The sequence below is a fragment of the Sphingopyxis sp. TUF1 genome, assembly GCF_036687315.1.
Taxonomy (GTDB): domain Bacteria; phylum Pseudomonadota; class Alphaproteobacteria; order Sphingomonadales; family Sphingomonadaceae; genus Sphingopyxis; species Sphingopyxis kveilinensis.
On the sequence record NZ_CP144683.1, the window covers coordinates 2,931,603 to 2,944,309 of the forward strand.

At 63.4% G+C, this 12,707-nt stretch carries 13 protein-coding genes; 4 read left to right on the plus strand and 9 right to left on the minus strand.

All coding sequences use genetic code 11. From position 1 onward, the window contains the following. Positions 1–67: 67 nt before the first annotated feature. The 3 genes from VSX77_RS13790 to VSX77_RS13800 form a co-directional block, all read right to left on the minus strand. Entirely contained in the window at positions 68–1,258 is a 1,191-nt protein-coding gene (locus VSX77_RS13790) for an IS91 family transposase (protein ID WP_338424738.1), read from the minus strand. A 5-nt stretch (positions 1,259–1,263) separates the two neighbouring features. Then, positions 1,264–2,172: a tyrosine-type recombinase/integrase gene (locus tag VSX77_RS13795; RefSeq protein ID WP_338424739.1), complete on the minus strand. Its 909-nt coding sequence runs from the start codon at positions 2,170–2,172 to the stop codon at positions 1,264–1,266. Between the two features lie 190 nt (positions 2,173–2,362). Then, complete coding sequence (locus VSX77_RS13800; RefSeq protein ID WP_338425177.1) at positions 2,363–2,959, minus strand: type 1 glutamine amidotransferase domain-containing protein; 597 nt, start codon at positions 2,957–2,959, stop codon at positions 2,363–2,365. Between the two features lie 367 nt (positions 2,960–3,326). On the opposite strand from VSX77_RS13800, the gene VSX77_RS13805 reads away from it, so the two are divergent. Next, positions 3,327–4,229 (plus strand): LysR family transcriptional regulator, encoded by a 903-nt coding sequence (locus VSX77_RS13805; RefSeq protein WP_338425178.1) that lies wholly within the window; start codon positions 3,327–3,329, stop codon positions 4,227–4,229. Positions 4,230–4,420: 191 nt separating this feature from the next. Here the strand turns inward: VSX77_RS13805 and VSX77_RS13810 are convergent, their stop codons facing one another. From VSX77_RS13810 to VSX77_RS13825, 4 genes are all read right to left on the minus strand, one after another. After that, complete coding sequence (locus VSX77_RS13810) at positions 4,421–4,615, minus strand: helix-turn-helix domain-containing protein (protein ID WP_338425179.1); 195 nt, start codon at positions 4,613–4,615, stop codon at positions 4,421–4,423. 114 nt (positions 4,616–4,729) lie between these two features. Next, positions 4,730–5,950, minus strand: coding sequence for a GGDEF domain-containing protein (locus tag VSX77_RS13815; RefSeq protein WP_338425180.1), 1,221 nt, complete (start codon positions 5,948–5,950; stop codon positions 4,730–4,732). Positions 5,951–6,289: 339 nt separating this feature from the next. Next, positions 6,290–6,760: a DUF3237 domain-containing protein gene (locus VSX77_RS13820; protein WP_338425181.1), complete on the minus strand. Its 471-nt coding sequence runs from the start codon at positions 6,758–6,760 to the stop codon at positions 6,290–6,292. Positions 6,761–6,823: 63 nt separating this feature from the next. Further along, on the minus strand, positions 6,824–9,004 hold the full coding sequence (locus VSX77_RS13825; protein WP_338425182.1) for a TonB-dependent receptor: 2,181 nt from the start codon (positions 9,002–9,004) through the stop codon (positions 6,824–6,826). Between the two features lie 144 nt (positions 9,005–9,148). Here VSX77_RS13825 and VSX77_RS13830 point away from each other — a divergent pair, with 144 nt between their 5' ends. Beyond that, entirely contained in the window at positions 9,149–10,522 is a 1,374-nt protein-coding gene (locus VSX77_RS13830) for a spinster family MFS transporter (RefSeq protein WP_338425183.1), read from the plus strand. Positions 10,523–10,640: 118 nt separating this feature from the next. Here the strand turns inward: VSX77_RS13830 and VSX77_RS13835 are convergent, their stop codons facing one another. Together VSX77_RS13835 and xth are read right to left on the minus strand one after the other, a co-directional pair. Further along, entirely contained in the window at positions 10,641–10,772 is a 132-nt protein-coding gene (locus VSX77_RS13835) for a hypothetical protein (protein ID WP_338425184.1), read from the minus strand. Further along, positions 10,769–11,572, minus strand: a complete 804-nt coding sequence (xth, locus tag VSX77_RS13840; RefSeq protein WP_338425185.1) for an exodeoxyribonuclease III — start codon at positions 11,570–11,572, stop codon at positions 10,769–10,771. Before xth ends, VSX77_RS13835 begins: the two co-directional genes overlap by 4 nt. A 215-nt stretch (positions 11,573–11,787) precedes the next feature. Between xth and VSX77_RS13845 the strand changes: the two genes are divergently transcribed. After that, positions 11,788–12,051: a DksA/TraR family C4-type zinc finger protein gene (locus tag VSX77_RS13845; RefSeq protein ID WP_338425186.1), complete on the plus strand. Its 264-nt coding sequence runs from the start codon at positions 11,788–11,790 to the stop codon at positions 12,049–12,051. Between the two features lie 128 nt (positions 12,052–12,179). Further along, entirely contained in the window at positions 12,180–12,635 is a 456-nt protein-coding gene (locus tag VSX77_RS13850; protein ID WP_338425187.1) for a PA2169 family four-helix-bundle protein, read from the plus strand. Positions 12,636–12,707: the final 72 nt, after the last annotated feature.

A 12,707-nucleotide genomic window follows, 5' to 3' on the forward strand; every position in this document is an offset into this window, starting at 1 on the left:
GGCGCGAGCGCGTCCGCTTCCAGGTGCGGGTCCGCCCTGGATCGTGTCTGCGCCAGGCCGTGCCGGGTCACGGCGCCTGTATCCCGGATGAGAGTACGGACGGTGGCGGCGCGCGAGGCTGATAGCGGCGCTCGAAGACCTCGATGATGATCATCGTACCGCCGCAGCACGGACAGGTCGGTCGGGGCTCTGCATCGTCGGTCGGTTCCTCGGTCGGTGGAGGTGCGACATCGAGCAGGCGGCGGGCCCGTTCGAGATGATCCTTGCGCCTGGCGCTGGCGAGGAGGCCATAGTGGCGGATGCGGTGGAACCCGCGCGGCAGGGCGTGGAGAAGAAAGCGGCGGATGAACTCGTCGGCGGCGAGGGTCATGACCTGCTGCCGTCCGGCGCCGGCCTTGCGGTAGTCCTTGTAGCGGAAGGTGACCCCGGCTTCGTCGAACCGGAGGAGGCGGCTGTTCGATATCGCAACGCGGTGGGTGTAGCGCGCGAGGTAAGCGAGCACGGCCTCGGGCCCGGCGAACGGGGCCTTGGCATAAACGACCCAGCGCTTTTTGCGGACCGGCGAGAGGTGCCGCAGGAATGCGCGTCGTTCGGCGAGATGCGTGAGGCTGCCAAAGAAGGCGAGCTTGCCGGCATCGTGCAGCGCGCGAAGGCGGGTCAGGAACAGCCGGCGGAACAGGGCGCCGAGCACGCGGACCGGCAGCAGGAAGGCCGGGCGTGCCGATATCCAGCGTGTCCCATCGCGCGAGATGCCGCCGCCGGGCACGATCATGTGGATGTGCGGATGATGGGTCAGCGCCGAGCCCCAGGTGTGGAGGACGGCGGTGATGCCGATCCGGGCGCCGAGGTGCCTGGGGTCGGCGGCGATGGTCAGCATCGTGTCGGCCGCGGCCTTGAACAGCAGGTCATAGACGAGCGCCTTGTTGTGGAAGGCGATCGCGGCGACCTCGGCAGGGAGGGTGAACACGACGTGGAAATAGCCGACCGGGAGCAGGTCGGCCTCGCGGGCCTCGAGCCAGGTGCGTGCAGCAGCGCCCTGGCACCTCGGGCAATGCCGGTTGCGGCAGCTGTTGTACGCGATCCGCCAGTTCCCGCAGTCGGTGCAGGCCTCGACGTGGCCACCTAGGGCGGCGGTGCGGCAATGCTCGATCGCCGACATGATCTTGAGCTGGTGCAGGCTCAGATGCCCGGCATGGGCGGCGCGATACGCGGGCCCTGCGGCCCGGAAGATGTCGGCGACCTCGAGTGAGGCGCGCATCGGCCTCAGCCGTCAGCCGCCTCCTCGCTCGGCGATGCGAGCGCGAGCCTGTCGAGCGGGCTGATGATCGACCGCACCGTCTTGGTCGCAACCTGGGTATAGAAGGCGGTGGTGTTTAGCTTGGCATGACCGAGCAATGCCTGGATGACGCGGATATCGACACCGTCCTCGAGCAGGTGGGTGGCGAAGCTGTGGCGGAGCGTATGCGGTCCGACGCGCTTGTCGATGTCGGCCGCCTCCGCGGCCTCGACAACGACACGGTAGAGCTGGCGGGTGCTGATCGGCGCCGCGGCGCTCTGTCCGGGAAAGAGCCAGCCGTCGGGAACGAGGATGCCCTGCTGCCGCCCCGCGCGCCACCAGTCGCGCAGCAGCAGGAGCAGCCCTTCGGGCAGCATGGCGTTGCGGTAGCGGCCGCCTTTGCCGCGCTCGATCCGCAGCAGCATCCGCTTGCTGTCGATATCGCTGACCTTCAGCGCCGACACCTCGGCGACGCGCAGCCCCGCGCCGTACGCCACCGACAGCGCCGCCTGGTGCTTGAGCGAGCGGGTCGCATCGAGCAGCCGCTTCACCTCGGCCATGGTCAGAACGACGGGGATCTTGCGAACCTGCCTGGTGCGGATCAGCTTACGCGCGAGATCGGGGCGGTCGAGGGTATGCGTGAAGAAGAACCTCAGCGCACCCACGATGCTGTTCATCGTCGGTGCGGGGACGCCCGCCTGTTGCTGCTCGATCTGGAACTGCCGGACATCCTCGGCGCTCGCGGTGTGGGGCGAGCGTCCGAGCCAGGTCGCGAACCGTCCGACATCGCGAAGATAGTTACGCTGCGTCTCCTTCGAGAAGCGGCGCATGGTCATGTCGTCGATCAGGCGCTGGCGCAGCGGGCTGATCGGGCCAATCTGGATAAGCTCGTCCATCGTTCGACTCCTCAGGTAAAGGAGCCGAAAGGGTCTGCCTGCGGCAGCCCGCGTTCAATCAGGTGCGGCGCTCGCTGGGCCGCTTTACATCGAGGCTAGCACCAATCCGCGGAGCGGTTCGTGCAGCGGCCATCCTGCGACGGCACAAAATGGGACCGGCCGCGTGGCCGGCCCTACTTTGAAACAGGGGTTAGCGCAGAGCTGCGAGAACGGCCTCGGCTAGTGGCAAGCTGGAGGCCGGGTTCTGGCCGGTCAGCAGATTACCGTCGCGCACGACATGGGCGCCCCAGTTAGGGCCCTTTTCATACCGCGCGCCGGATTTGCGAAGTGTGTCGGCAAGCAGCCAGGGTGCGTTGTCGGCAGTCCCGAGTTCGACCTCCTCTTCGTCGCTGAACGAGGTCATCGCGCGTCCGGCGAACGGCCAACTCCCGTCAGGTTCGCGAGTGGCCAGCAGGGCAGCTTGGCCATGGCAGACGGGGGCGATGAGGATGCCGGCACGATCGGCCTCGACGAGTATGCGGCCCATGTCGGCGTCCTTGTAAAGATCCTCAACCGGACCATGACCGCCGGGAATGACGATCGCGTCGTATCGGCGGCCATCGATATCGGCGAGGACGACCGGGCTGGCGAGCCGATCGGCAATGCTGTCGAGATAGGCACGGAAATGATCGACATTGTCCTGGCCGACGACGTCGGGGTTCATGCTGTGCGGGTCGATCTTCGGCGCGACGCCGCCCGGGGTGGCGATATCGACCGTGCAGCCTTCGGCGATGAACTTCTCGTCCATCACGACGAATTATTCGGCCCACACGCCGCTTTCATATTTGGAACCGTCGGCGCGGGTCCAGGTGTCGGCGGCGGACAGGACGATCAGGATCTTGGTCATTGCTCTTCTCCTAACTGGGGTCTTCGGGCGCGATTAGCCCCCCCGGCCGCAAAGACGCATGGGACGAATCTTCCGAGAGGGATGACGATCAAGTGCACATGACTATCGGCGAACGAACGGCATTGCGTCCGCCAGCAACCCATAATGCTTTGGCTTATTCATTCCCCTGAGGCAGGTGCCTCATGCTCGGTGGCCCTGAGATACGCTCTGAAATAGCCGCTCACAAAGACTTTGCTTCTAGGCCAGCCATGCCTATGAAGCATAGCTGATGGAACTGCGCCATCTTCGCTATTTCGTGGCCGTGGCCGAAACTGGCAGCCTTACCGAAGCCGCCGAGAAGCGGCTGCATACCTCACAGCCGTCACTCAGCCGCCAACTTAAGGACCTTGAGGTCGAGGTCGGCGCCGATCTCTTTCTCCGCGGGCCGCGCGGGATCGCACTGACACCTGCGGGGATCGCTTTCCTCGACCACGCCCGGCTCGCCCTTGCTCAGGCAGGCGAAGCTATCGCCGCGGCGCGGCGGGCGGCACGACCTGCCAAGGCGAGTTTCGCCGTCGGCTTTCTCACGGGTCACGAAGTCGAGTGGTTGCGACATGTCACGAGCCTGCTCCGCGACGAACTCCAAGCGACGGACTTTCGCGTTACGAGCGACTTCTCGCCAGCGATCGGTGCGGCGGTCCAGCGCGGCGAGATCGATCTTGGCTTTTCGCGGATCGAGCCGCAGCCGAACGTGGTCTACAAGGTGATCGACTATGAGCCGATTCTCGTAATCCTGCCGCGCGAGCATCCGCTTGCCGCAAAATCGAAGATTGATCCGCGCGAGATCGATCCCGCGTCTTTCATCGGATATTCCGACACCCCGCACGTCCTGCGCGACATCGTGCGTCGCTATTTTCGCGAACGCGGGCTGGCGATGACACCGACGCACTTCCTCGACGGCTATGCCACGGGTATATCGCTCGTCGCATCAACCCGCGGAGTCACGCTCTTGCCCGCCTATGTCGAAGCGCTGCTCCCGGCCTCACTGGTCAGCCGACCGCTTATCGAGAACGGGCCGGTTATCGAGGTAGCTGCGGGGTACCGGGCCGACAATCCTTCACCGGTTCTCGCGGCGTTCCTACGCAATATTGACTGCCTGGTATCGGCGCGGCGGGCCGAGCGACAGATTTAGCTTCATCGCGCCTCGCGCGTTCCTGCAGGCAAGTGGCTTTATCCACCAATCCAATATCGTCGGATTGTTTCCCAGCGCCAAGGGATATGACGACTGCTTCTCCCCAACCAACCCTAAAGCTTATCGTCGGCAATCGGCCAAACTCGGGCAATAGAGACCGTCCCTTGGGATAAATCCGAGAAGATCGCGTATTATCGCTCCGCGCGGACTTCGTTTATGGTCTTTCCCGTCCATCGCCTAACAGCGCGGCGTAGGTTCGCGCTGTCGCTGAAACCGACTTTCCAGGCGACGTCGTCGACACTCATCCGGGTGGTCTGCAGATACTCGATCGTGAGCTTGCGGCGGACGTCATCGACGATCTCACCATAGCTGGCGAGATGGCGCACGAAGCTGCCATTCTACCGGGGCTGTCAAATCCGCCAAGAGAAGCAGGACTATCGACGCCTCGGCTGGCGTTGCGCCCCCTCGAAAAGATCCAACCGCACTTAGTGACCTGGGCGTTAGCCTGCGCCGGTCATGATCGCGGAGGCGCTCAATTTTCGGTCCATGACGAAGCAATTCCGGCCCCTGCGCTTGGCTTCGTACAGCGCTCGATCGGCCGCCTCGAAAGTGGCCGCTTGCGACGCGGCTCTTCCGGCCTGCTTGAAGGCCACGCCGACACTGACTGTCACGACGCCGATACCGTCCGATCGTCCGGGATGAACGATAGCCAGACCCTCGACGGCCTGGGTGATCCGGCGTGCGAGTCGGGCGGCTGTCAGCTCGTCGGCGCCCTTCACCGCGACCGTGAACTCTTCGCCGCCGAACCGTGCGCACACTATATCTCTTCCCTGCGATATCTCGATGAACAGGGCTGCGACGCTGCGCAGGCAGTCATCGCCCGCCGGGTGCCCGAGCACGTCGTTGAAAAGCTTGAAATGATCGATGTCGATCATCATCACCGCAATGGGTGTGTCCTCGCTGAACCACTCGTCCATGCGCTCCGTCAGAAGCCGCCGGTTCGGCAAGCCGGTAAGAGCATCCGTCCGCGACAGGTCCTGAAACTGCTTGCGGGCGGCCTCGGCGGCTTCGGCGTCCAGCCGCGCCCGCAGTGAGGTCAGATAATCCAGACATCTGCGGCGTTCGGTGCGGTAGTTCGCGTAGAGGCTGAAGAGGCATGCGGTCGCAATTTGAACGGTAAAGGCAAGCCTCAGCATCGGATCCAGCTCGGACTTGGCAAAGATCGCGACGAGGGTGACGACGAAGGCCGAGCAGGTGAAAACGACGGCATGGCGGAAGCGAAGCGGGAGAAGCATGTTCCCGAAAATGAGTGTGAGCGAAAACTCCCCGAAGGTGAAGGCCCCCAATGGTTCGCTGGTCAGCCAGAACAGGAAAACCGGGACGAAATATGCGCCCATGAGCGCGGCGAGAACAAGCGGCTCACGCCGATGCGAGGGGAGGCGGCGGATCGACCAGGCCAGCGCGAGGGCAATCGGCGTGACCAGAAGGACCCGAAGTACCACCGATAGCCCGAGGATATCGTGAAGCAAGACGATGCTGGTGAGATTATACGCATTGTAAAGAACAAGTCCGGTGTAGATCGCCGCGCGGAGAGCTGCGATGCGCTCGGCGCCGTGCTCGATCTCGTACCGATGGCGCGTTTTCGGATCAAAGCGTAGCCAGCCGTTCAATGACGGATTGGATTCCTCACCCGACGCGTGGCTCGATTCGGTCTTCGGCACGAGATCCTACCTTCGTCGGCATGCTTGCATGACGCGCATTAAAGTTTGGCAAAGATTTGCATCGCGGATGATCGGTGAACCCGACCCGCCGGGCGGCCAAGCGCCGGAGTCGCCGCGCGAAGTTAGCGGCGTTGCCAGCGGATCGCGCAGACGGCCGCTATCTCTGCTCCAAATCTAAAAAGGAGACGGCCTCAGATCGGTCATTGCGTGTGTGTTCAACTACTGTTCTCTCGCCCGAGAGACTGAAGCGGCCTCCCACGACAGTCGTCAGGCAACAGTCCAGGAAAATCGGTTCTGGGCAAGCTCGGCGGCTTTCGGGCGTTTGATGGATTCCTGTCCCTAAAGCACTTCAAAGACATCGTAGCGCACTGCTCCGCCAATGCTGGCGCCGAGTCCGATGGTGACGATATCGTTGAGCCACCGGTAACGCTCGTCGCCGGTTTCGAACATCGGAGTCGTACGAAAATAGACTTCCGCTCTGTCCTCGGGCGTTTGCGGGCCGCCGCTACGCGCATGTTTGTGTGCGGCCGACAAGGGGCGCAGCACGCCGCGATAGGAAACATAGATCAGCGCCCCGTCGTGCGTTTCCATCGTGATGCGCGCGTCGAGCCGCAGCGTGTCGTATTCGTCGATCGTCGCCCAGTCGCCGCCGCTCGGCATCACGCGGCCACGCAGCCGCTCGCCCTCGACTTCGCCGCCGGTCAGGGCAGCGATCATCCGCCTGCCGAAATGCGCTTTGCCGATCTGTTGCTGCGGTTCGGTGAAACTCGCCCGGTACGAGCAGAGATAGCGGAAACGGGGCTCTTCCATCGATCGATCCTTGACTTGGCAGCGAAATGGGAGCGGCGGCGCCAAGACGCCGCCGCGTCGTGGTCAAATCTTGAATGCAACCGTCACGCCATAGGTGCGCGGCGGCGCATAGGGCGTCAGGATCTGACGAAAGGGCCCAAAATAGGTGACATAAGTCGGCGTCAGCTCGTCGGTCAGATTCTTCCCCCACAGCGACAGTTCCCAGCGATCGCCGGGACCTGACAGCGACAGGCGCGCGTCGAGATTTTCGTGCGAAGGCCACAGCTGCTGCGGAATGTTCGACGCCTCGAAAAAGGCATCGTCGACCCAGCTGTAATCAACCCGGAGCTTTGCCGACATGTCGCCGACCGGGGTTTCGAACTGACCGCCGACGTTGAACTTGTTCTTCGGCGAGCGCGGCAACTGGTTGCCCGTGTAATTCTGCCCAGGGATCGTATATTCGGTGAACTTCGCGTCGAGCCAGGCATAGCTGCCGTCGAGCTGGAAGCCCTCGAATGGCCGCACCACCGCTTCAACCTCGACCCCCTTAATTCGCGCCTTTGCGGCGTTGCTGACGACGACGCAGCACAGCGGCACGAGTTGCGAAATCTGGAGGTCTGAATAGTCGGTCCGGAATGCCGCGATATTCAGCCGCAGGCGCCGGTCAAACCAGTCGGTTTTGGCGCCAAGTTCATAGCTCCAGGCGAATTCGGGATCATAAGGGGTCGAAGCGCCCGCCGCAGTACCCGAAAGCCCTTGGAAGCCGCCGCTCTTGTAACCGCGCGCAACCGAGCCGTAGAGCAGCACGTCGTCGGTCGCTTTCCAGTTGAGCGCGAAACGCGGCGTAAAGGCTTTCCAGCTTTTCTTGCCGGTAACATCATAGCCGGCGAGCGATCCGAGCGGCGGCGGCAGGCCCGGGCCATCATCGGCCTTGAAGCCGGCGAAGCGGCCACTCTTGCGCTCCCACGTCATGCGCGCGCCGACGGTGGCGATCAGCGCGGGAACGATTTCATAATCGAGCTGGCCGAAGACCGCGATGCTGCGCGCGTTGACCGACTGCGGATAGATGCCCGTTCCCGAACCCGCAGGGGTGGGGAAGTCCTGGATTTGCCCCTCGATACGGTCGTTGTTCTCCTTGAGGTAATAGACGCCCGTCTGCCCTTTTAGCTTACCGTCGAAGGCGTCGAAGCTCAGCCGGAGTTCCTGGCTGAACTGGCTGTTATCCTCTTCGCCGAAGCTCGTCGATTCGATCTGCGCGGGCGGATTGATCGGATTGCTGAAGAAGGGGGTGACGAAATTGAACTTCACCTTGCGCAGCGCGGTGAGCGAGGTCAGCGTGCCGAACGGCAGGTCGAGGTTGACCTCTGCCGAGTAGGTCTGGATCGTCCGTTTGACCTCACCGTCGATATAGGCGTTTACGACGCGCGGATCGGGGTTGATGCCAACGCAGTGAATGCCGCCCTGAAAGCTGGTATCGCAATTGTTGTCGCGCGGATTGCCCTTCTGGTCCTGATGCGACACATCGGCGCGCAGGATGATGTCGAGCGCGTCGGTCGGCACCAAACGCAGCGCGATACGCCCGGTCGTCAGGTTGAGGTCGTTGACGTCGTTCCCCGTCGTCTCGTTATATTCGAACCCGTCGCGCTGCTTGTGTGAAAGCCCGGCCGACAGATAGATATTGTCAGTCAACGCCAGATTGCCGCGCGCGATCACCCCGACGCGGTCGTAATTGCCGTAGGTGCCCTCGAAATAGAAGCTTTCCTCGTCGGTCGGCTTGCGGCTGATGAACTGAACGAGACCGCCGATCGCGTTCTTGCCGAACAAAGTGCCTTGCGGCCCGCGCAGCACTTCGACGCGTTCGAGGTCGAGCGCGTCGAGATCGGGCGTGCCCCCGCGACCGGCATAGACGCCGTCGACGAAGACGACCACGGACGGATCGCCGCCGGCGTTCTGGCTGATTCCCGGCGCGCTGCCGATGCCGCGCATCGCGAAATTGGTATTAACCGGATCTACCGCGCTGACCGCGAGGCCGGGGGTGCGGATGGCGATGTCCTGCACCGTTTCGATGCTGTTGTCGCGAAGCTGTTCGGCTCCGAAGGCGGTGACCGAGACGGGAACGTCCTGCAGCCTTTGCTCCTGCCGCTGTGCGGTTACGATGATGTCGCCGCTCGTGTCGTCGTCTTGTGCCGCGGCGGCGACAGGCAGAGCGGCGACGGCCACCCCGGTAAGGAAAAGGACGGACAGCTTCCTTTGGAAATAGGTCATCTCGCGTCTCCCAACACGTTGTTTTCGTTCGCCGCCGATCATGCTTGACTCGGATGCGAAAATACTTAGTTTTCTAAGTAACTGCTTCTATATAACAGGCTGACCTGCAGCGCAAGAGCGGGCGGCATTCGGGAGGACGGATCGATGGCGACCAAGATCGTAAGGAAGGCGCCCCAAGATGAGCCGATCGGTCACGAGGACACGGGACCGCATTGGCCGCGTCCCGCCTATAGCTGGTACGTCGTCGGCGTCCTGTTGCTTGCCTATACGCTGTCCTTCATCGATCGCATGATCCTCACTCTGCTCGTTGCGCCAATCCGCGCCGCGCTCGAGATTTCGGATACGGAGGTCAGCCTGCTCATCGGGCTGGCCTTCGCGCTTTTCTATACCTTGCTCGGACTACCGATCGCGTGGATCGCCGACCGCTGGAGTCGCCGCAACCTGATCATGTCGGGGGTGGCATTGTGGAGCGTCATGACCGCGGCTTGCGGTTTTGCCGGAAGCTATGGGGCACTGTTTCTCGCACGCATGGGGGTCGGGGTGGGCGAGGCGGCGCTCTCGCCCGCCGCTTATTCGATGCTCAGCGATATGTTCCCGCGCGACAAGCTCGCGCGTGCGATGGCGGTCTATTCGATCGGCGTGCCGCTTGGATCGGGGGTCGCGATGATTCTCGGGTCCTTCGTCGTGCAAGCGGTGCTCGCGGCGCCAATGGTCAATCTGCCGCTGATCGGCCCCGTCGACGCGTGGCGCACGATCTTCCTGTGGGTCGCGGCGCCTGGGCTGCTGATTTGCTTGCTGCTGCTGACGATCCGCGAGCCGCTGCGGCGCGGAGTTGAGCAGGCCAGTTCACAGGGCACCGCGGCGCCCGGCTTCATCGCGCATCTGAGAGCGCAGCGCGCCGCATTAGGGGCGCTGTTTGCAGGCATGTCGTTGATCGGGCTCGTCATGTATGGCGTGATCGCATGGGTGCCGACCTTCTTCGCCCGCACTTATGGCATGGACGTATCACAGGCAGGACTGTGGTTTGGCATCATAATGGCGACCGGCGGCGCGGCCGGGCTCGTGATGGGCGGGACGCTTGCCGACCGGATGTTCGCTCGCGGCGTTCTCGACGCGCATCTGCGCGTGATGCGACTGTCGATCCTGCTCGGCGGGCCGTCCCTGCTTGCCGCCGCGCTGATGCCCAGCGCGACGCTCGCATTCCTATTGCTCGCGCTCGCTTTCCCGATGTTGACAATGCACGGCGTCGGCACGGTGGCGCTTCAGTTCATCACGCCGAACCAATATCGTGCCCGCGTCACGGCGCTGTATTTCTTCGTCGTCAATCTGATCGGGCTTGGTTTCGGCCCGCTGCTGATGGCGCTGCTCACCGACCATCTTTTCGGCGATGACGGCGCGCTGCGCTATTCGATCGCGCTCGTAACGGCGGCCGCACTGCCGCTTGCTGCGCTCATCCTGACCATGGGCTTCTCGGCCTTCGCCCGCGATCTTGCCAGAATGGCGAAGGAAACCGGCTGATTCCTGCCCGACCGGCGAAAATCCCACTCGTCGGCGAGGGGCCGCCGGACTGGTTCCTCGCGAGGCCTTTATGCCAACATGGATCAATTTCGGCGGGCAATCAGGCGCTGCACGCGCCCTATGGCGCAACGATGGCGAGTCCGCCGGTTGATGGGTCGAGGCCGATTTCGGAATAGATCGGCTCGAACAATTTGAGCAACCGCTCGCGCTCGCTCTGCGGGAGCCGCCACCCGGTAATGGTGCGGCTCATGTGAGCTTTCGCTTTGGTTTGCCGGGGCGCCCGCCGAGTTCGATCCATGCCGGGGCATGGTCGCTCGTCTTTTCGAGCGCCCGCGGGCGCGTATCGACGCCCGCGGCGGTAAGACGCTTCGCCGCGGGCTTGTTGAGCAGCAGATGGTCGATCCGGATACCGGCATTGCGCTCGAACGAACGGCGCCAATAGGCCCAGAAGCTGTAGATGCGCTCGTCGGGATGAAGATGGCGGATTGCGTCGGTCCAGCCCTGGTCGAGGATGCGCTGGAAGGCGGCTTTCGCTTCCGGGGCGAAGAGCGCGTCCTTTTTCCAGTTCGCGGGCTTGTACACATCGAGGTCGGTCGGAATGACATTAAAGTCGCCGCACGCGACGACCGGCGCATCGAGGCGGAAGAGCGTTTCGAGATGCGCTTCAAGCCGCGCCATCCACTGGAGCTTATACTCGAACTTGGGTCCCGGCCAGGGATTGCCGTTCGGGAGATAGAGGCTGGCGATGAGGATGCCGCCGACGGCAGCCTCGATATACCGGCTCTGCTCGTCGGTCGGATCGCCGGGAAGGCCGCGGCGCGTCTGGTGGATCTCGCCAACGCGGCTCAGCATCGCGACACCGTTCCAGCGGCTCTGGCCGTGCCAGATCACGTCATAGCCGGCGTCGCGGATCGCCTTTTCCGGGAACTTCTCGTGCGGCGCCTTGAGTTCCTGCAAACAGACGATGTCGGGCTCGGCAAGCTTGAGCCAATCGAGCAGGATAGCGAGCCGCCCGCCGATGCCATTCACATTATAGGTGGCGATTTTCACAGGTCGAGCGGCATCTGGTCGGCGCGGCCCCACCCTTGCAACGATGAAGGGGTGTTTGCGGGGCAGGATCGGTCCGTCCTTGTTGCCATGGACTCTAGACCATCCCGCCGCCTAATCGTTCCCGACACTACGGCAACTTGCCTTGCCTGATGCGCGTTTCCACATGAGGAACGGGCAGCGAACACGCGGTGCTGCAAGAGATGTGGAGTTTTGACATGGCCAATGGCTGGGCACGTGACGGCGCCGTTCAGGACCAGATCGACGACACGGTGAGCGATGCCGTCAAGGAAGCGCGGCTGCGACTGCTGTCGGGGGCGGGAACCGATTATTGCGATGATTGCGGTGAGCGCATTCCGGAGGCGCGCCGGAAGGCGCTGCCGGCGAGCCGTACCTGCGTTGGCTGCCAGACGGTGCGCGATGCCGAGCGGCGGCCCGCCGGATTCAACCGCCGTGGAAGCAAGGACAGCCAGCTTCGTTAACATAGGTCAATCGGGACGGTTTCGGTTTCGTGCGGAACGCCACCGCGCCGCAACTTTCATTTCAAGGACGTGTTGGTGGGGCAGGGCGCGCCGATGCCCGGCGCGTTGTTCTCCCGAAAGGAATGCCCATGTTCGATAACAAGAATATCGCGACCTTGAACTCACTCATCGCCACTACGCTTGACAGCGTCGACGGCTATCGCGCCGCGGCCGACGAAGCGAATGCATCGCAGTTCAGGGAAATGTTCCTCAGCCGCGCGAGCGAGCGTCAGGCGGTCGTTGCTGACTTCCAGGCGAAGGTCCGCGAGCTTGGCGGTAACCCCGAGGATGATGGAACGGTCCTCGCATCGGCGCACCGTGCCTGGCTGGGTTTGCGCGACGCGCTCACCGGCGAGCGCGACGACAAGGCGGTGGTCGCCGAGGTCGAGCGCGGAGAGGATCACATCAAGTCGAAATTCGAAAGCGCGCTGTCGGAAACCGATCTCGATCCGTCGGTGCGCCAGCTGATCGAAGTCGGCTATGCCTCGGTACGCGCGGGCCATGACCAGATGTCGGCGCTCAAGCACGGGCTTGCGGCCGACTGAGGCTGAACGATAAGGAGGCGGCGGCTCCGAAAGAGCCGCCGCTTCTTTTGCACGGCGGCGCACGATGAACTT

Excerpts from the sequence above, each read along its gene's own strand:
- VSX77_RS13790 (WP_338424738.1), bottom strand. The coding sequence starts at position 1,258 with ATGCGCGCCTCACTCGAGGTCGCCGACATCTTCCGGGCCGCAGGGCCC.
- VSX77_RS13795 (WP_338424739.1), bottom strand. The coding sequence starts at position 2,172 with ATGGACGAGCTTATCCAGATTGGCCCGATCAGCCCGCTGCGCCAGCGC.
- VSX77_RS13800 (WP_338425177.1), bottom strand. The coding sequence starts at position 2,959 with ATGGACGAGAAGTTCATCGCCGAAGGCTGCACGGTCGATATCGCCACC.
- VSX77_RS13805 (WP_338425178.1), top strand. The coding sequence starts at position 3,327 with ATGGAACTGCGCCATCTTCGCTATTTCGTGGCCGTGGCCGAAACTGGC.
- VSX77_RS13820 (WP_338425181.1), bottom strand. The coding sequence starts at position 6,760 with ATGGAAGAGCCCCGTTTCCGCTATCTCTGCTCGTACCGGGCGAGTTTC.
- VSX77_RS13825 (WP_338425182.1), bottom strand. The coding sequence starts at position 9,004 with ATGACCTATTTCCAAAGGAAGCTGTCCGTCCTTTTCCTTACCGGGGTG.
- VSX77_RS13830 (WP_338425183.1), top strand. The coding sequence starts at position 9,149 with ATGGCGACCAAGATCGTAAGGAAGGCGCCCCAAGATGAGCCGATCGGT.
- VSX77_RS13835 (WP_338425184.1), bottom strand. The coding sequence starts at position 10,772 with ATGAGCCGCACCATTACCGGGTGGCGGCTCCCGCAGAGCGAGCGCGAG.
- VSX77_RS13845 (WP_338425186.1), top strand. The coding sequence starts at position 11,788 with ATGGCCAATGGCTGGGCACGTGACGGCGCCGTTCAGGACCAGATCGAC.
- VSX77_RS13850 (WP_338425187.1), top strand. The coding sequence starts at position 12,180 with ATGTTCGATAACAAGAATATCGCGACCTTGAACTCACTCATCGCCACT.